This is a genomic window from Colwellia sp. BRX8-7, from assembly GCF_014077275.1.
In the GTDB taxonomy this organism is placed as follows: domain Bacteria; phylum Pseudomonadota; class Gammaproteobacteria; order Enterobacterales; family Alteromonadaceae; genus Colwellia_A.
Genome location: NZ_JACGVP010000020.1, coordinates 42,011 through 62,349, shown reverse-complemented (window position 1 = coordinate 62,349; position 20,339 = coordinate 42,011). Strand labels below are relative to the sequence as shown.

The window sequence follows — 20,339 nt, the reverse complement described above, 5'->3', positions numbered from 1 at the left end:
GGTGACTATTTCTTTTTAACAGGCGCTGGTGCTTTTCTCACTACAACTCTTCTTGGATAATTTGAATAGCGAGGCTGCCAGAAAGAAGGAGACGACCAAAATGGATTATGGATAACGCGCACATCGACTTGCTTTTTTTCTTTCCACAAGTGTATTTTTGTCGCGGTTAGGACCGGATAATTATATTCGTGCTCGCCAATTTTCCCTTCTTCTGAAGCGGCGACAGTGCCTAATGCAGTTATACTGCGACCTTCTTTATAAATAACGGGATCGAGTAGACCTGAAAAATAAACACGAAATCGTCCCAACGTTTCATTACCTTGCTTAGGTATCGCTGATGACTTTAACGGAAAGTGAACAATTTCTAACATACTATTGTTCGCATTATTGGTTACTTTTGCAATAACGCCACCCCAGCGAGCCGCATTTCCTTGTTCTGTATTAGCATTATCTCGAACAACGACAAAGTCTGTTAATACTGTATTATCAGGTACCTGCAATGCTTCTGGAACTGATGAACAGCCACTTATAAATATTGCACTTACCCATAAGGGTAGCATTAAGATTATATTACGTTTTTTCATCATATTTACCTTTTCTAGATATATTCGCTAACCAAACAATACCACCAACACCAATACTAAACCATATAACGACCCATAAAAATTCAGGTATGCCAGTGAGTTGTGCTAATGCAGCACCATCGCCAAAGTTTCGTCCATCAACCAAGTACCAAGGACTTTTTACACTGTTAAGTAAAATAATTGCCCCTGTTATTTGCAAACTTGTCTGTAAGTAACTTAATTTTTTATATTTAAATTTCAATAAAACGAGTGCTAACAAAACACTAATAATAATTAGCGTTAAAATATCTCTCGCCCAAAAAATCAAAGTGGTTAGTAACAATAATGCGATAATACCACTTAATATTTGTGCTGCCCGTTGGTGCATACTCGCGATAAAGTAAATCCCTATTCCCCATAACGCCGCGCCAGCATAACCCATAAAGCTAATAAAAAAATTCATTCCTCCACGAGTTGTGCATAGCCCTGCCCCGTTAGAAAACAATTGAATTTGTACGATAGTCCCCCCGGTAAAGAGCGCAGCTAGGCCATGGCTGATTTCATGAAAATAACTTTCAAGCCATTTGAAGGGTATTGAAACAATGGGGATTTGGCTAATAATTAATGCGGTAATCAATATTAACCAAAAGTGATATTTTTTCAAAAAGGACGAAGACTTACTATTCATGGATTATTTTTCATTATGATAAAAGAAGAATATGTGACAAAACGCGGCTAGTGTTAATTAGACAAGTAAGTCGATACCAAATACCTGCTGAATATTTTCACGTTGAGCGATATTATCTACTGAAGAATATGCTGCAATTGCGGTTTGGTTTTGCTTTGATGGGCTGTCATAACTTGCTTGGCTATTATTTTTATTGCCGACTTGCTGGTTAGTTTGGCCTGAAAAAGAAATATTACTTGCTGAAACGGTTTGTGATGCACTTGAGTTGAGTTGTGCTTGCTGATTCTCAAATTGAGCTTGTTCGACTAAAGCAAGTGCTTGCTCATCGATATCAAAACGTGCAATTTGACTCGCTTGTTGGTCTTGCTCTTGGGTTTGTTGCGTGCTGTCTTTGTTGGTTTTTTCAGCTTGCCCTGTACTTTGCTCAATTTGTTGGACACGAAAACGATCACGTTGCTCAGCAACCTGATTTTTATTATCAACCGACAACGATGCGCTTGATTGGGGCGTGTACGAACTCGTACTATTTATTTGCATAGTTTAAATTTACCAAAGTTTTGCCAAATTACAAAACTTTTTGTATTTTCACTTAAATAAAATCGATTACCTACCCGGTAGCTTTTTCCATGAAACAGTATCACGTACATAAACCGGTTGAGCGTTTTCAGCACTAACCGCCTTACCTTGAGAAAAGTAATACTGACCAATTTCTAATAGTTCTTCCGCATTAGGAAAAAGTATCTCTGGTGTTCCCGCATTAATTTTTAAAGGCTCAAGTTCATTTTTATAAGCGTCCCAGCCAGTTCCTACACCATAGACCTGCTGATTTTCAGTTAAAGACTCATTCAAATACTCAGCTAATTTTTCAGGTGCTAATACGGTATCTTGCAGCGCAGCTTCCATAATACCTTGCTCATTTAATCGATAATAGCCCGCATAAACCTCTGACATACGAGCATCAATCGTTGCAATAACCTCTACTTGCTGGTGCCGACTGTAAGCTTGTTGAGCCATAGCCTGCAGGGTTGATACCCCAACAACTTTTAAATCAGCAGCAAAAGCTAAGCCTTGTGCGACGCCAACGCCAATTCGAACGCCGGTAAAACTTCCCGGTCCTTGTCCAAAAATAAGCCCATCTAATTGTGCTAACGTTATGTCGGCTTTTTTAAGTAAGCGGTCAATCATCGGCAGTAACACTAAGCTATGCGATTGTGGTGCTAGCTCAAATTCACTGATCGTTTGGTCGTTAAACGTTAATGCTACTGAACATGCTTCCGTTGAAGCGTCTATTGCCAAAAAATTCAAATTATTCTCTCTAATACTTATCATTATTACTATTTAAATTAACTATTACTCTGATAGTGAAGTAAGAAATTCACTCGCTTGCTCAATATCTCGACTGCGCTTCATCATAGGTAAACTTTTTAAAAAAACTTCGCCATAAGGACGATTCACTAATCTATCATCACATATTACCATGACACCTTGGTCGGTAACATCTCGAATTAAACGACCAACGCCTTGTTTTAATGCAATAACAGCTTGTGGTAATTGGATTTCAGCAAAAGGATCACCTCCGCGCCGTCGAACATCTTCACAGCGCGCCTGCAACATCGGGTCATCGGGTGAAGCGAAAGGAAGTTTATCTATAATGACACAAGTTAATTTGTCACCTCTAACATCAACCCCTTCCCAAAAACTGGCGGTTGCTAATAAAATCGCTTGTGGGTTGTCAATAAAAGCGGCTAACAAAAGTCCTTTACTCATTCGCCCTTGCACTAATAAGGGTGATTCAATCTTTTCCGCTAAAATATCTGCAACTTGGTTTAACATCCGATAGCTAGTGAATAATAAAAAGCAAGCTCCTTTACTTGCTGTTATTAACGGTATCGCTAATTCAGCGAGTGCTAGTGCTCGACTATGGTGCTGAGCAGCAGGTAAATAGCGCGGTACAATTAGCTGTGACTGCGATTGATAATCAAACGGGCTATCAACAAGTAAGGTCGCTGCTTTCGTTTTCGCTATATTTAAACCTAATTGCTGAGAAAAGTGATCAAAGCCACCATTTACCGCCAACGTAGCTGAGGTAAAAACCCAACCCGCTTCAGAGTTAGCAATATAATCACTGAATTTGTCGGCGACACTCAATGGTGTTAAATGTAAGACCACATGCCGCCGTGTTGTTTCATACCAAAAGCTCATACCATCGATATCAACGTTTGCCATAATGTCGTATTTCGCGAGTATGTCCACGGCACGATCGTAGCAATTATCAATGGCTTCATTACGAGAAATGCATAACTTGATCACTTGATAGAGAAAGTCTAAATCTGTTTTTAGTGCAGCAAAGGCCTGTTGAAACCTTGGCTGGGCATATTTTTCTCGCCAGTTGCCGCGTTCAGGATCATGAAAAAAGAGTAAACGAAATTCTTGCGCCGCTTTTTGGCACTTCTCTGCAGCTCTGCCTAATTGTTTCACATCGGTTAAGGTTGTTTTGTATATTTGAATAACATCAGAACATAAATCGAGAATTTGTTTAGTAGAAAAAGCGTCACCAAAGTATTCACTGGCGATATCAGGTATTTGATGGGCTTCGTCAAAAATCACCACATCTGCTTTGGGAATAAGTTCACCAAATCCAGTGTCTTTTAAGGCCATATCAGCAAAAAACAAATGGTGGTTAACAACCAAAACATCCGCATCAATTGCTTTTTTTCGAGCTTGCACTAAGTAACAGTCGTCAAAGTTAGGACAATCTTTTGCCAAGCAATTATCTGTGGTACTGGTAACAAAAGGAAAAATGCCAGAATCTTCAGCGACATCGACTATTTCGCCAATATCACCACTGCGAGTCGACGTTGCCCAGGTACGAATTTTGACAAAATCTGTCAACATTGCCGCATCTAGCTGACCACGCTCTTTTACATAAAGTTCAAGGCGATATATACACAGATAATTGGCCCGCCCTTTTAATAGAGCAATCTGCGTATTCGTTGCCATAGCATTACGAATAAGCGGTATATCTTTATGAAACAACTGTTCTTGTAAGTTTTTAGTGCCGGTAGAAATAATGACTTTTTTTTCAGAGAGTAAAGATGGGATCAAGTAAGCAAAGGTTTTTCCTGTTCCTGTGCCCGCTTCTACAATTAAGCAACTCTTTTGTGAGATGGCGCGTTCAACATCTATCGCCATATCAATTTGCGCCTGCCTAGGAGAATAGCCGTTAAGTACTTTAGCGAGAATACCTGAGGGTGAAAATGCTTGTTCAACTAGGGTCATAGAAAATACTACTGATAAATATTGCCACCAGTATAAAGAATAAAAAGCCAGAGAGAAATATACATTCGATTAATGAGCGAGTTGCCCAGTAAAAAACTTAAACAAAAATATCCAAATGAGTGATATCTTCATCAGGTTCATCATGACTTTTCTTAGGGTGAGTCAGTTCATCTTTATGAGTGATCACGTTATCGGTGTCATCATGGGTGTTATCCACAATAGTATCGGCAATCACAGCAGACGTTGATTGATGCTTCTTTTTATTTTGCTGATGTTCTTTTTGATCAGAATCTTTTTTAGCTAAAACAACGTAATGCTCATGATTTTCAAGATGATCCAAATCATCAGTCAGCTCGTTAATTGCAGCTTCTTTAGTCAGTGGTTTTACACGCAGACGTTCAGGTTTAATCGGCACCGATACAACACGTGTTAATACGGTGGTAAAAATATCCATCAGTTATAGGTCCTTTTATTAAATTCTTAACTTAAGTATCGGCTATTTTACTTAAGTATCGACTATTTTAGACAATTCTTTATTACCTTATGCGATTATTTTATAAGAAGTGTTTATTTATTACTTGCTCATTATAAAAATAATCAGTACTGTAAAAGCCATGAGAGAATAATCGTCACCGAATAAATTTTTCGTCAGATTATTTAACCCATTTAACCTGTAAAGTGAATGACACTTACTCGTTAAATAACAAAACAAACTATGAGTACAATATGAATATCAACCTAAGCACATTACATCGCCATCATCACCATATCGATTAGCTGCTCAGGTTTATTCGCTGAGGGGCTGTGACCTTTCGGCGAGTTGTATAACTCAGATTTAACCCCCGAAAGAGTCTATCTCTCTCGGGGGTTTTTCGCATTTTATAGGCCTTGAAATTGTATATACACGTACTAGAATTTTGGCCAACGCTTTATTAAAGGAAATACAAACATGACTACAGAAACTCGCTTACGCATCGCTATGCAAAAATCAGGTCGTTTAAGTGACGACACTCAAGCCTTACTCAAACGTTGTGGTTTAACACTCAATGTTACTGATCGACGTTTGTTAGCACATGTTGCTAATATGCCTATCGATATAATGCGCGTTCGTAGCTCAGATATCCCAGGCTTAGTGATGGACGGGGTTTGTGACTTAGGTATTGTTGGTGACAACACCCTAGAAGAAGCGGCATTAGAACGTGAATTGATGGGGCAAAAGTCTCAATACATTCGAACTTCACAGCTTAATTTTGGTGGTTGTCGTTTATCTATTGCGATGCCTGAAGGCTTTGATTATCAGGGCGTCAAAAGTTTAGACGGCTTACGTTTTGCAACGACTTATCCTCAACTACTCAATCGTTATGCTAAAGAAAAAGGCATCAATGTTGATTTTTGTTTATTAAAAGGCTCTGTTGAAGTTGCTCCGCGAGTAGGTTTATCTGACGGTATTTGTGATTTAGTTTCAACCGGCGCTACACTAGAAGCTAATGGTTTAGTTGAAGTAGAAGAGATTTTTAAATCTAAAGCATCGCTTATTCAAACAGCGAGTACTTTGTGTAGCGAAAAACAAAGTATTCTTGATACCTTATTGCCACGCATCCAAGGTGTTATGAAAGCAAAAGAAAGCAAATACATTATGTTGCATGCGCCAAAAGATAAAATTGCCGAAGTAAGTGCCTTAATGCCTGGTAAAGAAACTCCAACAATCTTACCTTTAGCAGGTCGCGATGATTTAGTTGCTGTTCATGTTGTTGCTACCGAAACGTTTTTTTGGGAAACAATGGAAAAACTCAATGCACTCGGTTGTAACTCTATATTAGTTATGCCAATTGAAAAAATGATGGGCTAATGCGCGTCATCTTTGGGATTGCATCGCCACGGCTATGATCCCAAAAATCTAGGGTACCTTTCACGGTAAGTAAAGTATTAAGGTTAAAAGTAATGATAAATAAAATGATCGATTGGCAAGCATTATCAAAAAGAGAGCAACAAACAGCACTTGCTCGACCCGCGATAAGTGAGAGTGGTTTACTTTCACAGCAAGTTGAAAACATATTAAATAACGTGAAACGAAATGGTGACAAAGCGCTTTATGAATTAACGGAAAAATTTGATGGTGTAAAACTAACCACATTAACCGTTACTGATGAACAAATAACCGCAGCCAGAGCAGCATTGTCGAGTAAAAGATTAAAAGCCATTGAAACGGCTTATGGTCAGATTAGGCGCTTTCACCAAGCACAAATATGTGACGACATTACTGTAGAAACATCCCCAGGCGTTCGTTGTACCTTAAAAACTGAAGCAATCGAAAGTGTTGGTTTATATATTCCGGCAGGCTCTGCACCTTTACCATCGACGGTTCTAATGCTTGGTGTACCTTCACAGTTAGCCCAATGTCCGCGTACTGTTTTAGTTTGCCCTCCCGATATCAATGGTAACCTTGCTGACGAAATTCTAGTGGCCGCAAAATTATGTGAAATTGATGAAATTTACACAGTCGGTGGCGCGCATGGTTGTGCAGCAATGGCTTTTGGCACAGAAACAATAAAACCGGTCAATAAAATATTTGGGCCAGGTAATAAATACGTTACCGAAGCCAAAAAGCAACTTGCTCAACAAGTAAATGGTTTTGCCATTGATATGCCAGCGGGTCCTTCTGAAGTGTTAATTATTGCCGATGCCAATGCAAAAGCAAACTTTGTCGCAGCTGACTTGCTTTCTCAAGCTGAACACGGACCAGATAGCCAAGTTATCTTATTATCTGACAGTGCCGAATTAATTACTAACGTTCAAAATGAGTTACTCAAACAAGTCGCGGTACTTTCTCGTCGAGAGATAGCAGAACAAGCGCTTACACAAAGTCGTTTGATTTTAGTAAAAAGTTTGTCGCAAGCGGTTGAGGTTTCAAATATTTATGCTCCTGAACATTTAATTATTCAAACCGATAATGCTCAAGAGCTATTAAAAACCTTACGCAACGCAGGTTCAATATTTGTGGGTGAGTACACGCCAGAGTCCGCAGGCGATTACGCCAGTGGTACAAATCATGTTTTACCCACTTATGGTTATTCTAAAGTAATTTCTAGTTTATCATTGGCCGATTTTTCTCGACGATTTACTGTGCAAGAGATCACTAAACAAGGCTTATTAAATATTGCCGAATGTATAACTGAGCTCACCGATGCCGAAGGACTAGACGGCCACAAACGAGCAGTAACCATCAGGTTAGAGGAATAATCATGTCAACAATAGCTGATAAACTTGCCCGTGAGGAACTTGTTGATATGGTGCCATACCAATCAGCAAGGCGACTTTATGCAAGTGGAAGTGACACATCGTCTGCGAATAGTAATAAAATTTGGCTTAATGCCAATGAAGCATCAGGTCCAGGGATATATGCTATAGATAGCAATTGCATTAACCGCTACCCTGATTTTCAACCTGACAACTTAATCAATGCTTATAGTGAATATGCCGGATTGTCCCCTGCTAATATTCTTGCTACACGCGGTGCTGATGAAGGTATTGAACTTATCATACGTACCTTTTGTAAAGCCTATCAAGACAGTATTTTAATTTGTCCACCAACATATGGTATGTATGCCATTAGCGCAGAGAATCACGGCGCAAATATAATGCGCGTACCGCTAGTTGATAACCAACTTAATATTGAGGCTATAAAAGCTCAAGTGGGTAAAGTTAAAGTTGTTTTTTTATGCTCACCAGGTAACCCAACGGGTAATGTATTAACAACAGATTCAATTCGAACCGTACTTGAGATGTTTGGTGATAGCGCAATTGTTGTTGTTGATGAAGCTTATATTGAATTTAGTCCTGAAAATAGTACCGCAAGCTGGTTAAAAGATTACCCGCAATTAGTGATTCTTAGAACGTTATCAAAAGCATTTGCCTTAGCGGGTTTACGCTGTGGCTTTACTTTAGCTAATGCTGATATTATTACTATGCTGAGTAAGGTTATCGCCCCTTACCCTATCTCTGCACCAGTAGCAGACATTGCCAGTAAAGCATTAGCAAAATTAGCGCTTGAACAAGTAAGTATCCGTGTTCAAGAAACGGTGATTTTACGTCGCCAATTATTTGATTGGCTGAAAGACCAAGACTGGTGTGCTAAAGTTTTTAACAGTGATGCAAACTTTATTTTATTTCGCGCCGTAGATACTGACACTAAAAACTTTATTTTCGATTGCCTAAAACAACAAGGTATTTTAATTCGCGACCAATCTGCGCAACAACAATTAGCCGATTGTTTACGTATTAGCATAGGTAGCGAACGTGAATTATCGCTCCTAAAACAAACGATTATCAATGCAGTAAAAGAGATATAAAATGCTCAATACAAAAAAACAAAACATACTATTTATCGACAGAGATGGCACTTTAATTGAAGAACCTGTTTCTGATAAGCAAGTAGATACACTTGAAAAATTGGTTTTTGAGCCTGACGTTATTCCAGTGTTATTAGCACTGCAAAAAAAGGGTTTCCGCTTAGTTATGGTGTCAAACCAAGATGGCTTAGGAACGACTAGTTATCCACAAGCCGACTTTGATTTACCTCATAACAAGATGATGGATATTTTTTCCTCACAAGGCGTTATATTTGACGATGTATTACTTTGTCCGCATTTTGACAATGAGAATTGCAGTTGTCGTAAGCCTAAACTTGGCTTAGTAAGTGATTACTTACAGCAAGGAAAAGTAAACTTCGAAAACTCTTTTGTGATTGGCGATCGTGATACCGATATACAACTTGCTGCTAACATGGGTATTCGCGGTATAAAATATAATAAAGAAAGCTTAAATTGGTTGGCAATTTCAGCACAATTATTGAACCAACAAGAACGTGAAGCTAAAGTTGTTCGTACCACTAAAGAAACCAATATTAACGTTGCGGTTAATTTAGATAAAGTCGGTACAGTAAAAATTAACACCGGATTAGGCTTCTTCGATCACATGCTTGAGCAAATTGCTGCCCATGGTGGTTTTTCATTGGAGGTCAGTGTCGATGGTGATTACCACATTGATGAGCACCACAGCGTTGAAGATACCGCTCTGGCACTTGGTCAAGCACTAAGGAAAGCATTGGGCGACAAACGTGGTATCGGTCGTTTTGGCTTTGTTCTGCCGATGGATGAATGTCGAGCTGAATGTTCTATCGATTTATCGGGTCGTCCGTGGCTTGAATTTGATGCTGATTTTACTGATAACCGAGTAGGCAATATGTCGACGCAAATGGTTTCACACTTTTTCCGTTCACTTGCTGACTCTATGGCTATTACCTTGCACCTTTCAACAACCGAAGGTAATTGCCATCACCAAGTAGAGAGTTTATTTAAAGTGTTTGGTCGAGCATTACGTCAAGCCATTACGGTAAGTGGTGATGTGCTACCTAGCACGAAAGGTACCCTGTGATGTCTGTTGAAAAAACAATGATGAACGTTATTGTTGATACTGGTTGTGCCAATCTTTCTTCGGTTAAGTTTGCTGTAGAACGTTTAGGCTTTCAAGTGACCATCACTGACGATATTACTCTTATTAAAAATGCCGACAAAGTGATACTGCCAGGTGTTGGCACAGCGAAACATGCTATGGCAAACATTCGCGCTAAAGGACTGGTTGAAACCTTGCAAAACTTAACTCAACCCGTGTTGGGCTTTTGTTTAGGTATGCAGTTAATGTGTGACTCGTCTGTAGAAAGTAGCGATGGCAAAAAAGTTGACTGTTTAGGTATTATTCATACCGATATTATACCGCTCAATGCTGAAAATAATAGATTACCGCATATGGGCTGGAACACATTAACATCTGTTGGCGATCACCCGGTATTTAAAGGCATAAATATAGGTGACTACTTTTACTTTGTTCATAGCTTTGCCGCGCCAATAAGTGAATACACCTTAGCAACTTGTCAATATGGCTCTAGCTTCTCCGCGGTGATTGCCAAAGATAATTTCATTGGCTGCCAGTTCCATCCCGAGCGTTCAAGTAAATTAGGTAGTAAAATTATTAAGAATTTTTTGGAGTTAGCCCTATGATGATCCCAGCAATTGATTTAATCGATGGCCAAGTCGTACGATTATTTCAAGGTGATTACAGCCAAAAAACTAATTACCAATACACAGTGCAAGAGCGCCAACAAGCCTATGCTAAGTCAGGGGCAACCGTAATGCACTTCGTTGATTTAGACGGTGCTAAAGACTCAACAAAGCGCCAACTTGAAACCTTAAAGACCGTCGTCAAGCATCCAACGATGACGATTCAAGTCGGTGGTGGAATTCGTTGTGAAGACGATGTTAAACAGCTACTGGCATTAGGTGCAGACCGTGTAGTCATTGGGAGTTTAGCGATTAAACAACCTGAACTTGTGACTCAGTGGTTAAAAACCTATGGATGTGAAAAAATTGTCTTAGCACTGGATATTAAAATTGATGCTGCTGGCAATAAAACACTCCCTACACACGGTTGGATTGAGGACAGTGGCGTTAATTTAGAAGACCTGCTTGCTCAATACCAAAACGCTGGCATCAAACACGTACTTTGTACTGATATCAGTAAAGACGGTACGTTAACAGGCACCAATGTAGATTTGTATCGCGAGGTTTGCGCAAAATATCCTGACATCCAATGGCAAGCTTCAGGGGGTATTGGCAGCCTTGACGATATTAAGGCTTTAATTCCAACTGGTGTCAGCGGTGTTATTTTAGGTCGTTCGTTACTTGAAGGTAAATTCACACTTGAGGAGGCGATTGCATGCTGGCCAAACGCTTAAATTATGGGCTTGAAACCGTGAGTTTTTTATTGTCTAAGCAAAGTACAAAGGTTGAAGTTTTATGTTAGCAAAAAGAATTATACCTTGTCTCGATGTACGTGATGGCAAAGTTGTTAAAGGTGTCCAATTTAGAAACCATGAAATTATTGGTGATATTGTACCACTCGCCCAAAAATACGCAGCCGCAGGTGCTGATGAATTAGTTTTTTATGATATCACCGCCAGCTCAGATAATAGAGTGGTTGATAAAAGCTGGGTTAGCCGTATTGCTGAAGTCATCGATATTCCCTTTTGTGTTGCCGGTGGTATAAAAACAGAGCAAGACGCAAAAGAAATTTTAATGATGGGCGCGGATAAAATATCAGTGAACTCCCCTGCCTTGCGTGACCCTAATTTGATTTCTCGTTTGGCTGACGTTTTTGGTCAGCAATGTATTGTTGTCGGCATTGACAGTTTTTATGATAAAGAAACGGGGTTGTATCAAGTTTATCAATTTACTGGAGATGAAAATCGCACCCAACAAACCAAGTGGACAACCTTTGATTGGATCAAAGAAGTTCAGCAACGTGGTGCAGGTGAAATCGTTTTAAATTGTATGAATCAAGATGGTGTTCGCCAAGGATATGATATTGCGCAATTACAAAAAGCACGTGCGGTGTGTAATGTTCCTTTGATAGCATCAGGCGGTGCCGGTGAAATATCGCATTTCGCTGACGTTTTCAAACAAGCCGATGTAGATGGCGCACTTGCTGCAAGTGTTTTCCATAAAGGTATCATTGAGATAAACCAATTAAAACAAACATTGAAGAATCAAAATATAGAGATAAGATTATGCTAGTTACCCTAGAGAACATCAATGAATTAGCTTGGGCTAAAATGGAAAGCTTAATACCAGCAATTATTCAGCATCAAGATACGGGTGCCGTTTTAATGCAAGGTTATATGAATGAAGCATCCCTCAAAGCAACATTAACAACGGGTAAAGCGACTTTTTTTAGTCGTTCAAAACAAGCACTTTGGGTGAAAGGTGAGACGTCAGGAAACTTTCTTAATGTTAGCCAGGTTCTAACCGATTGTGATAACGATAGTTTGTTAATTGCTTGTCGACCTATTGGACCAAGCTGTCATTTAGGAACTGAGTCATGCTTTCCAGAACAAAAATTAACGCAGCAAAACTTCCTTAGCGAATTAGAGCAAGTGATTGCTAGCCGTAAAGGTTGCGATCCTGAAAGCAGTTATACCGCGCATTTATTTTCGCGAGGCACCACTAAAATAGCACAGAAAGTGGGCGAAGAAGGCGTTGAGGTTGCACTTGCTGCGGTTGCTGAAACCAAAGAAGACTTACTCGGTGAATGTGCTGATTTGTTTTACCACACACTCGTCTTACTTCAAGATAAAAACATTGAAGTATCTGAGGTGATGGCAGTACTACAAAAACGACATAACAAGTAAGCTGAGTTAACTTTAAGATAGTTGTTTATAAGACACTTTATCAACAGCTATCTTTCTTTAATTAAGCGGCTATACTCAATTTTACGTCTAAGGATAAATAATTTAGAAAAAGATTTTTATACGCTCCGACATAGAGTTATTTAACACTCATGATATTAAAAATATTTACAAAATTAATCACTGTTCTTATACCCTTGCTCTTTATACAGAGTTCATTATTTAGTCCCCTTACAAAAGCAGAAGATATCTTAGTCTTCATTCGTGATGATGTTTACCAAGATTATATGACCTTCTTAAATGGTCGGGATGTGCATACAATTAAAAATTTTTCAGGAAAAAATATCCGCCGCGATGTTGTCGATATGATTATCGCCCAGCAAGCTTTAAAAATAGGTGGTTTTGAACACAGCTTCAAATATGCAACAGGTAAAATTAACTTTAGAAATACTAAGATGTTGGCATCAGGACGCTTACTCATTAGTTTTGACTCTTATTGGCTTGCTGATGCCAAAGCACTTAATGACAGTGTTTATACTTCTGATGCAGTTATCCGACAAGGCGAATACATTGCCGGTATATACACCAGCCCAAGTAATAATGCTGTTTTAGCTATAACAGAACTCGATGACCTGCAAAAATTTACTGCCGTTTCTACGCCAAAATGGCGTACTGACTGGCAAACGTTAAAGTTATTGTCTTTAAAAGAGCTGATCCACGAAGATGAGTGGCTAAGCCAAGCTCGCATGGTAAACCTAGGTTGGATAGACTTCTTATTAATGCCTTTTAATTCGACACCCGATCAATCCTTTACAATGGATAAAATTCATTTAGTGCCGGTAAAAGGTGTTGCTATAGAGCTCAAAGACAGTCGCCACTTTGTTATTAGTACAAAACACCCTCACGGAAAAATCGCATTTAAAGCCATTAATATCGGGTTAAAGAAATTACGAAGTCAGCATAGAATTGTACAAGCTTTTACACAAGCCGGTTTTTTTGTAAGTCCTGATAAAGTCAAAATATTAAACCTAAACTAATCTTTGTACTATCTGCATATTATGTCCTACAGCCCTTATTAAACATCATAAAAAATTCAGTAATTCATTATTTTCATTGACATTTACAGAGAATAGCGTATATTTTTCCAGCAGAAAATGGATGTTAAAAACAGCTAAGGAATAGCAATGTTTAAATACTGGTCAATAAAAAGTTATGGCACAAAATTATTGCCAACACTAGAACGTGATTTTGGGTGCAAAGAATACTATACCGCAGCTGAAATTCGCATAACAATTTTTAAAAATAACTTCTCCCCCACCTACTTACCTTTAGGTTACATACTCTTTCTTGATGAGATTTCTTTAAAAGAAACGATGTATATCGAATTCCCTCACATAGATGTTAATGAATATCGACAAGAAATTTCAAATTATTTAATCAGTAAAAGTTATCATGGCTACTTACAGGTACTTCACCACTAAATCTAGGTATTATGCCAATATGACTCATTATCTGAGGACGTCTACTGATGAAACTAGCTATTAATGCGTTAGATATTTAATATTTATAATATCTCACTATTAAAGCCAGTAAGCTTATCTTGAGCATTGGCTTTGCTAATAAAGTAACCCTGCTAATTAATAAAATGGGTGTTATTAACTTTACCTAGTAGATAAATCATGAAAAAATAAACTGTTTCCTGATAATCACAATAGGTAAGGTTTAATGAAAGTAGCTTGGCAAGTGAAGCATTTTAAAGCGCTCAATATCGATGAACTGTATGAAATATTAAAGCTTCGTATTGATGTTTTTGTGGTTGAGCAAACTTGTTTTTATGCTGATATTGATGATATTGACCGGCACGAGGATACGGTTCACCTCTTTTGTTACCTAGAGGGTAAGATTGCTGGTTACTTGCGTATTTTAGCAAAAGGCCAAAGTTACCGCGAATATATTGCTATTGGCAGAGTTATTGTTGCCAGTCATGCGAGAGGGACAGGTTTAGGTCACCAGTTAATGGCTGAGGCGTTAACCGTTTGTCAGCAATATTTTCCAGATCAACAAATTAAAATATCAGCCCAAGAGCACCTTGAAAGCTTTTATGGCAATCACGGTTTTGAACGTGTTTCTGCTATGTATCTTGAAGATGATATTCCGCACATCGCCATGTTAAAAGTTGTTCAATAAATAAGCAGGTGTTTTAAACCGTTATTACAAGCGTAGCGCTCAAATAAGCATTGCAGTATGCATGCTTATTTGAGTTATGTTATGTATTAGTTCAAAAGAGTGTAGTACTCGCTAAACTGCAGTAATAAATAAGCGGATATTTTCAACGGCTAGAATAAGCATAACAAGGAATAGTGATAACATACCTATTTGACGCTGCTTAGAAACCCCAGTAGTTTTTGAAAGTCCTACGGCGTGCAGAATACGGCCAATAAATAATATCGCACCTAAGGCGTGCAGTACTATCGGGCTCGCCCCGTTAACCTCATAAATACCCAACATTATTAACGCCATAGGAATATACTCAGCAAAGTTACCATGTACACGAATTGCTTTGGCAAGGGGTTGATGACCACCGTCACCAATACCGGCTTTAAACTGTAAACGTAGGCGAATAATATTGATGGCTAAACCAACAAATAAAAGCGCCAACAAACTCGTGTAGAGGCCTGTTATCGATAAACTTACTACCATGAAATTTCTTCTTATATTTATAGATGAGGGAAAATAGTTTACGTTTTAAAATTAATTTTGATAGCCTAAAAGGCTATTATTTTAAGAAAAATTACCCTGTCTATTTTTCACAGCCAATAAAAACAAAAAAATTCGCCGAAGCGAATTTTTTGTTAGGTATTTATAAGCTCGTTATTAGCTACTTGTTAATAAAGGGCTTATAAAATCAACCGAATTAATTTAATTCGTTAGCAAGTAAAGCACTGACTTCTTCTACAGGTTTAGTGCCGTCAATCGTTAAATACGAACATGCACCCGCTTTTGCTTCATCTTGATAGTAAGCCACTAATGGTTTAGTTTGCTCATGGTAAATGCCCAGGCGTTTGCGGACTGTGGCTTCTTCATCATCAGGACGAATAGACAAGTCTTCACCGGTATTGTCATCTTTACCTTCAACTTTAGGCGGATTATAAACTAAATGATAAACACGACCAGAACCGGCATGAACACGACGACCACTCATGCGATCAACAATGACTTCATCAGGAACATCAAATTCAACGACACTGTCAACTGAAACGCCGTTATCTTTCATCGCATCTGCTTGTGGAATTGTACGAGGAAAACCATCAAGCAAAAAACCTGCTTTACAATCATCTTGTGCAATACGTTCTTTGACTAAACCAATAATCAGATCATCAGAAACTAATTGTCCAGCATCCATCACTGCTTTAGCTTTATTACCCAGGTCAGTACCTGCTTTAATAGCAGCACGTAACATGTCACCCGTAGAAATTTGTGGAATACCAAATTTAGCCATTAGGAATTGTGCTTGAGTGCCTTTGCCAGCGCCCGGAGCACCTAATAAAATAATGCGCATAAAATATTGCCTTATATGTTTAATATACTAATTAGGCTGTTGTACTGGTGTCAAAACGTCTCGAATATAACAGCCAAATGAGTATTTTTTCGATTGTGCAACACTATACAAGTTCAATTGTAGTCAGACAAGTAGCATTACCGCTCTATCATCAAAAAAGGCACTAAAAAGCTATTTTTTATACTAAAGTCTATGGGGTTATAGTGGTGATATAAGGCATTTAAAGATAATACCCAAAATTATAATCAACAAAGAGACAAGCAAATAAGGACTAATGAGTCTTACTTACTATAAAGAAAAAACTTGCGATAAAAATATAATCTCCTAGCACTTGGGTAATAAGTAAATTTAAATGACCCTTTTCTACTGTGAGATTTCCATAGATACGCAATACGTTAATCATGTAGCTTAGAGCAGCCAAAAAAATGATTAAACACTCAGTGCCTTACCTTTATTAGGATCAGTAAAGGTAAAGCTTGCGTTGTAACCTACTGATGAGTCATTGTGGTTGAGTGTAAAAAATTAATTTATTCACACTCAATATATTTTATATATAAAATAAAGCGTTAAGCATACTTTTAATAACCGCTTCTAGGTGGTTACCCCTATTGCTTGTTGACAGTATTAACTATATAAATTTATGTGGTAATAACATGTAGTTCCGCGATCAGCCTTATGGAAAGCAGCAATGAATCAGATACATAGATGTTGTAGAAACTCTTTTTTTATTATTATATTTTGCCTTGTCGCGAATTTATTAACGATAACTTCTGTTGTTGCACAAGACATAGTGGGTGAAGATGTTGATGAAATAATAAGTTTGTTAAACCAACAACAATATTCAACAGACTATTTTCAAGAAAAACTATTTCCTCGCCTGGCCAGTATTGATAACGATAACCAAAAAATAAACTTATTGATTCAATCTTGTGTTTATAGCATGTTTGCCGATCAATACAGTGAGGTAAAAATTTGTAGTCAACGTCTCAGTATTTTAGCCGAGCAGATTAAAAATAAAAGTGCGAAAAATATTGCCGCTATTTATTTAATCGTCGGAGAAGTAAACTTACAAGACTCATCCGACGTCGCACATAAAAAATTAAGTACACTTTATCCAACATTAATAAGCAAGCGCGCAAAAATTCATTATGATATAGCCTTAGCCATGACAGCTATTAGAGAAGATTTTCCTATTTTAGAAAATCAGATACTGCGTAATAGCCTGCAAAAAATAATCGGACAATCAAATTATTCTTTCGAAGAATTTGCCATGCTTTGGGCACTCTCTGCTATTTCTAAAGATGCAAATGAATATGTTAATTTAACTCTGCGGTTATTACGCTCATCAAACAAACATAATTACGTTATTAATAAAGCGTCTTTTCTATATAATTTACAATGGCATTTAACCGGTGTTAACGAAATTATTATTGCCAATCGTGTGGCTAATGAGTTACTAAAACTCGCCAAAGAAGAAACAGATGAAAGCAGTAAAGTGCTACTTTTATTAGCCTACTTAGATAATAAAGCACGGCTTAAAGAAAATGTTCCTACTGAAACAATAAGCTATATAAAATCAGTTACCACTGATGATGAATTTTGGCAGGCTTGGTTAAATACTGTATTGTCATTTTATTATGCAACTGAACAAAACGAGCAAATGTCACGGTATTATTTCGATGTAGCAAAGCACTACTTTGATGCTCAACCCGACTTAGCTACCCCTGATGAATTTATAGAAATTGAATCAATACTCGCCTTTAACAGTAAGGACTATAGCAAGGCAAAAGCTTTGCAAGATAAATTTTGGTGGAAAAAATACTTAACAATAAAAACCAACCAGCAAAATAATATTATTGATGTTAGGAATACCCTCAAGAAAGTCATTGATGAAGAACAAAAAAGCAGAATAGTTGTCGAACAACTGTTATTGAAGTCTGAACAAGCCAGTATCACATTGGCGACGGTATTATTTATTATTTTTATCTTAGTTATCTTTCAATACAAAATGTATTTAAAACTAAAACATGAAGTAGAAACAAGAGTTAAAGCCGAGGTCGGTTTGCGTGAGGCAAAATCATTGGCAATAGAAGCTAAGATAGATGCCGAAAAAGCAACGATGAAAGCTGAAAAGGCGAATCAAGCTAAAAGCGAGTTTTTATCAAACATGAGTCATGAGATCCGCACACCAATGAATGGTGTTTTAGGCTCACTACAAGTATTAAAACAAGAAAATTTATCTGACTCATCAAAAGAATTAGTTGATATCGGCATTATTTCCTCTAAAAATCTCATTACAATTATTAATGATATTTTAGATTTATCTAAAATCCAATCAAACAATATTAGCTTAGAATCGCTGCCAACCAACATTGGTGAACTGTTCAAATCTATTATTTTAGAACTGTCTTTTTTAGCAGAGCAACAAGGTATTACCTTAATTTTTACTATAGAAGAAGATCTTTGTACTTACTGGTTAACGGACCCGATAAGGTTAAGACAAATTATTGTAAATTTAATTTCTAATGCGCTTAAATTTACCCCTAAAGGTGAAGTTAGCATAACGCTTATGGAGAAAGATGAGAAAGTGGTTTTCGAAGTCAAAGACACGGGAATTGGATTATCACCAGCTCAAATTAAAAAACTTTTTATCCGTTATGAACAAGCAGATACTTCCACAACAAGAAATTATGGTGGTACGGGTCTAGGTCTGTCTATTGCCAAGCAATTAACAAACTTGATGGGGGGTGACATTAACGTCATTAGTGAAGAAAATGTTGGCTCTATTTTTAGTGTGGTATTGCCATTAAAGAAAACTACGTTGAAAAGTCATAGCAAGTTAGCATTGAAAAAAACGCAAGCCCCACAGGCACAGGGATTCGATATTCTATTGGCAGAAGACAACAAAATAAATCAAAAAGTATTTAATGCTGTTATACGCCCGACTAAAGCAAACATTCGTATTGCAAATGATGGCATAGAGGCAATAGCAGAAATCGGCAAACTAATACCTGATTTAATTTTTATGGATATTCAAATGCCAAATATGGATGGCGTTGAAGCGTGTAAGGCGATTAAAAAAAGCAATCCAAATATCCCAATTATTGCCTTAACGGCGAATGTTATGGCCCACGATATTAAAAAGTACCGACAAGCAGGATTTGATGATTGTTTAGGCAAGCCCATTGACGTTCAGGAAATTTATACACTATTGCAAAAATTTTTAACAAGTGCCCAGACCAATAAAGCCAGTGATATTGATAACTGAACTTTAAAAATTAACGCCATTACCTATAGAGAGAAGTAACTTATGGTTACTACATGCTTAGTTAACTTTTAATGCCTTTAGGCTGCAAATAACCGATACGATAATGCCAATTTTATGGTGAGATAAGATAATTGTTATAGGTCAAAATAACAGGCTCTGCTAGCGTTCATCTTGATATTGCGTTGAGTATTAACGTTCAGCTTTAAATTAATGAACTCAAATGAAAGCATATACTTAGATAGTGGGTCTAGTGGGTACTTGTTCAATTATATTATCGAAAAGCCCATGAATAAATTTTTTATCGCAATAATTGCCGCCATTATTTTAATACCTAGCCTCTATGCGGGTATTTCATCAACTTTATATACCACTCAAGTTGAATGGCATAGTTATCAAGACGCGCGTGCAATGGACTCAACAAAACCAATTTTTGTCTTTGCTAAAATGCGCTTTTGTACAACCTGTGCAGCAATGGAAAAAGATGTTTTTACAGATCCCGCTCTTGCTAAAATATTGAATGAGCAGTTTATTCCTGTTAGAGAAACTATCAACTTTATGCTTTCAAGTTTTGTTTTTGACGATCTTAAAGATAACAAAGGTGAGCAGCTTACTTTTAGAGGATTTCCAGCGGTGATGATCGTTCGCGGTGACCAATATTCCTTGAGTCATGGTTATAAAAGTGTTGAGCAACTACAAACACTGTTAAATAAAGCCACAAATAAAGTAGACTGAATTAGATATAA

The 20,339-nt window shown here is 37.6% G+C and carries 21 protein-coding genes; 13 read left to right on the top strand and 8 right to left on the bottom strand.

All coding sequences use genetic code 11. From position 1 onward, the window contains the following. Positions 1-5: 5 nt before the first annotated feature. The 6 genes from H4J57_RS17140 to H4J57_RS17115 form a co-directional block, all read right to left on the bottom strand. Positions 6-584, bottom strand: coding sequence for a Slp family lipoprotein (locus H4J57_RS17140; protein WP_182204073.1), 579 nt, complete (start codon positions 582-584; stop codon positions 6-8). Next, the gene (locus H4J57_RS17135; RefSeq protein ID WP_182217530.1) at positions 571-1,251 is read right to left on the bottom strand and encodes a M50 family metallopeptidase; all 681 of its coding nucleotides are present in this window, start codon (positions 1,249-1,251) and stop codon (positions 571-573) included. Before H4J57_RS17135 ends, H4J57_RS17140 begins: the two co-directional genes overlap by 14 nt. 57 nt (positions 1,252-1,308) lie before the next feature. Then, positions 1,309-1,788, bottom strand: coding sequence for a hypothetical protein (locus H4J57_RS17130; RefSeq protein WP_182243708.1), 480 nt, complete (start codon positions 1,786-1,788; stop codon positions 1,309-1,311). Between the two features lie 66 nt (positions 1,789-1,854). Continuing rightward, positions 1,855-2,556 (bottom strand): tRNA (adenosine(37)-N6)-threonylcarbamoyltransferase complex dimerization subunit type 1 TsaB, encoded by a 702-nt coding sequence (gene tsaB / locus H4J57_RS17125; protein WP_220465324.1) that lies wholly within the window; start codon positions 2,554-2,556, stop codon positions 1,855-1,857. 45 nt (positions 2,557-2,601) lie between these two features. After that, complete coding sequence (locus H4J57_RS17120) at positions 2,602-4,530, bottom strand: ATP-dependent DNA helicase (RefSeq protein WP_182243707.1); 1,929 nt, start codon at positions 4,528-4,530, stop codon at positions 2,602-2,604. Positions 4,531-4,627: 97 nt separating this feature from the next. Further along, positions 4,628-4,984: a hypothetical protein gene (locus H4J57_RS17115; RefSeq protein WP_182243706.1), complete on the bottom strand. Its 357-nt coding sequence runs from the start codon at positions 4,982-4,984 to the stop codon at positions 4,628-4,630. 495 nt (positions 4,985-5,479) lie between these two features. On the opposite strand from H4J57_RS17115, the gene hisG reads away from it, so the two are divergent. The 11 genes from hisG to H4J57_RS17060 all read left to right on the top strand — a co-directional run bounded on the left by hisG (position 5,480) and on the right by H4J57_RS17060 (position 14,956). Further along, on the top strand, positions 5,480-6,379 hold the full coding sequence (gene hisG, locus H4J57_RS17110) for an ATP phosphoribosyltransferase (protein WP_070376230.1): 900 nt from the start codon (positions 5,480-5,482) through the stop codon (positions 6,377-6,379). Between the two features lie 92 nt (positions 6,380-6,471). Continuing rightward, positions 6,472-7,770 (top strand): histidinol dehydrogenase, encoded by a 1,299-nt coding sequence (gene hisD / locus H4J57_RS17105; protein WP_182243705.1) that lies wholly within the window; start codon positions 6,472-6,474, stop codon positions 7,768-7,770. Positions 7,771-7,772: 2 nt separating this feature from the next. Next, positions 7,773-8,879 (top strand): histidinol-phosphate transaminase, encoded by a 1,107-nt coding sequence (hisC, locus tag H4J57_RS17100; protein WP_182222473.1) that lies wholly within the window; start codon positions 7,773-7,775, stop codon positions 8,877-8,879. 1 nt (position 8,880) lies between these two features. After that, positions 8,881-9,963, top strand: a complete 1,083-nt coding sequence (gene hisB / locus H4J57_RS17095; RefSeq protein WP_182217517.1) for a bifunctional histidinol-phosphatase/imidazoleglycerol-phosphate dehydratase HisB — start codon at positions 8,881-8,883, stop codon at positions 9,961-9,963. Then, on the top strand, positions 9,963-10,586 hold the full coding sequence (gene hisH / locus H4J57_RS17090; RefSeq protein ID WP_259366887.1) for an imidazole glycerol phosphate synthase subunit HisH: 624 nt from the start codon (positions 9,963-9,965) through the stop codon (positions 10,584-10,586). The genes hisB and hisH overlap by 1 nt, the downstream gene beginning before the upstream one ends. Beyond that, on the top strand, positions 10,583-11,320 hold the full coding sequence (gene hisA / locus H4J57_RS17085) for a 1-(5-phosphoribosyl)-5-[(5-phosphoribosylamino)methylideneamino]imidazole-4-carboxamide isomerase (RefSeq protein ID WP_182204062.1): 738 nt from the start codon (positions 10,583-10,585) through the stop codon (positions 11,318-11,320). Before hisH ends, hisA begins: the two co-directional genes overlap by 4 nt. Positions 11,321-11,381: 61 nt before the next feature. Next, on the top strand, positions 11,382-12,158 hold the full coding sequence (hisF, locus tag H4J57_RS17080) for an imidazole glycerol phosphate synthase subunit HisF (protein ID WP_182243704.1): 777 nt from the start codon (positions 11,382-11,384) through the stop codon (positions 12,156-12,158). Further along, on the top strand, positions 12,152-12,772 hold the full coding sequence (gene hisIE / locus H4J57_RS17075; protein ID WP_182217514.1) for a bifunctional phosphoribosyl-AMP cyclohydrolase/phosphoribosyl-ATP diphosphatase HisIE: 621 nt from the start codon (positions 12,152-12,154) through the stop codon (positions 12,770-12,772). Before hisF ends, hisIE begins: the two co-directional genes overlap by 7 nt. A gap of 149 nt (positions 12,773-12,921) precedes the next feature. Further along, positions 12,922-13,806, top strand: a complete 885-nt coding sequence (locus tag H4J57_RS17070) for a hypothetical protein (RefSeq protein WP_182243703.1) — start codon at positions 12,922-12,924, stop codon at positions 13,804-13,806. A gap of 147 nt (positions 13,807-13,953) precedes the next feature. Further along, positions 13,954-14,250 (top strand): hypothetical protein, encoded by a 297-nt coding sequence (locus H4J57_RS17065; protein WP_182222471.1) that lies wholly within the window; start codon positions 13,954-13,956, stop codon positions 14,248-14,250. Positions 14,251-14,494: 244 nt separating this feature from the next. After that, on the top strand, positions 14,495-14,956 hold the full coding sequence (locus H4J57_RS17060) for a GNAT family N-acetyltransferase (protein ID WP_182243702.1): 462 nt from the start codon (positions 14,495-14,497) through the stop codon (positions 14,954-14,956). Between the two features lie 111 nt (positions 14,957-15,067). Here H4J57_RS17060 and H4J57_RS17055 read toward each other — a convergent pair whose 3' ends face one another. Further along, positions 15,068-15,469, bottom strand: coding sequence for an MAPEG family protein (locus H4J57_RS17055; RefSeq protein ID WP_182217508.1), 402 nt, complete (start codon positions 15,467-15,469; stop codon positions 15,068-15,070). A 214-nt stretch (positions 15,470-15,683) separates the two neighbouring features. Next, positions 15,684-16,328 (bottom strand): adenylate kinase, encoded by a 645-nt coding sequence (adk, locus tag H4J57_RS17050; RefSeq protein WP_182217507.1) that lies wholly within the window; start codon positions 16,326-16,328, stop codon positions 15,684-15,686. Between the two features lie 688 nt (positions 16,329-17,016). Between adk and H4J57_RS17045 the strand changes: the two genes are divergently transcribed. Together H4J57_RS17045 and H4J57_RS17040 are read left to right on the top strand one after the other, a co-directional pair. Continuing rightward, entirely contained in the window at positions 17,017-19,596 is a 2,580-nt protein-coding gene (locus H4J57_RS17045; RefSeq protein ID WP_070376217.1) for an ATP-binding protein, read from the top strand. A 285-nt stretch (positions 19,597-19,881) separates the two neighbouring features. Continuing rightward, positions 19,882-20,328: a DUF255 domain-containing protein gene (locus H4J57_RS17040; RefSeq protein WP_182243701.1), complete on the top strand. Its 447-nt coding sequence runs from the start codon at positions 19,882-19,884 to the stop codon at positions 20,326-20,328. The last annotated feature ends 11 nt before the right edge of the window (positions 20,329-20,339 follow it).

Excerpts from the sequence above, each read along its gene's own strand:
- H4J57_RS17140 (WP_182204073.1), bottom strand. The coding sequence starts at position 584 with ATGAAAAAACGTAATATAATCTTAATGCTACCCTTATGGGTAAGTGCA.
- H4J57_RS17135 (WP_182217530.1), bottom strand. The coding sequence starts at position 1,251 with ATGAATAGTAAGTCTTCGTCCTTTTTGAAAAAATATCACTTTTGGTTA.
- H4J57_RS17130 (WP_182243708.1), bottom strand. The coding sequence starts at position 1,788 with ATGCAAATAAATAGTACGAGTTCGTACACGCCCCAATCAAGCGCATCG.
- H4J57_RS17120 (WP_182243707.1), bottom strand. The coding sequence starts at position 4,530 with ATGACCCTAGTTGAACAAGCATTTTCACCCTCAGGTATTCTCGCTAAA.
- H4J57_RS17115 (WP_182243706.1), bottom strand. The coding sequence starts at position 4,984 with ATGGATATTTTTACCACCGTATTAACACGTGTTGTATCGGTGCCGATT.
- hisG (WP_070376230.1), top strand. The coding sequence starts at position 5,480 with ATGACTACAGAAACTCGCTTACGCATCGCTATGCAAAAATCAGGTCGT.
- hisD (WP_182243705.1), top strand. The coding sequence starts at position 6,472 with ATGATAAATAAAATGATCGATTGGCAAGCATTATCAAAAAGAGAGCAA.
- hisC (WP_182222473.1), top strand. The coding sequence starts at position 7,773 with ATGTCAACAATAGCTGATAAACTTGCCCGTGAGGAACTTGTTGATATG.
- hisB (WP_182217517.1), top strand. The coding sequence starts at position 8,881 with ATGCTCAATACAAAAAAACAAAACATACTATTTATCGACAGAGATGGC.
- hisH (WP_259366887.1), top strand. The coding sequence starts at position 9,963 with ATGTCTGTTGAAAAAACAATGATGAACGTTATTGTTGATACTGGTTGT.
- hisA (WP_182204062.1), top strand. The coding sequence starts at position 10,583 with ATGATGATCCCAGCAATTGATTTAATCGATGGCCAAGTCGTACGATTA.
- hisF (WP_182243704.1), top strand. The coding sequence starts at position 11,382 with ATGTTAGCAAAAAGAATTATACCTTGTCTCGATGTACGTGATGGCAAA.
- hisIE (WP_182217514.1), top strand. The coding sequence starts at position 12,152 with ATGCTAGTTACCCTAGAGAACATCAATGAATTAGCTTGGGCTAAAATG.
- H4J57_RS17070 (WP_182243703.1), top strand. The coding sequence starts at position 12,922 with ATGATATTAAAAATATTTACAAAATTAATCACTGTTCTTATACCCTTG.
- H4J57_RS17065 (WP_182222471.1), top strand. The coding sequence starts at position 13,954 with ATGTTTAAATACTGGTCAATAAAAAGTTATGGCACAAAATTATTGCCA.
- H4J57_RS17060 (WP_182243702.1), top strand. The coding sequence starts at position 14,495 with ATGAAAGTAGCTTGGCAAGTGAAGCATTTTAAAGCGCTCAATATCGAT.
- H4J57_RS17055 (WP_182217508.1), bottom strand. The coding sequence starts at position 15,469 with ATGGTAGTAAGTTTATCGATAACAGGCCTCTACACGAGTTTGTTGGCG.
- adk (WP_182217507.1), bottom strand. The coding sequence starts at position 16,328 with ATGCGCATTATTTTATTAGGTGCTCCGGGCGCTGGCAAAGGCACTCAA.
- H4J57_RS17045 (WP_070376217.1), top strand. The coding sequence starts at position 17,017 with ATGAATCAGATACATAGATGTTGTAGAAACTCTTTTTTTATTATTATA.
- H4J57_RS17040 (WP_182243701.1), top strand. The coding sequence starts at position 19,882 with ATGAATAAATTTTTTATCGCAATAATTGCCGCCATTATTTTAATACCT.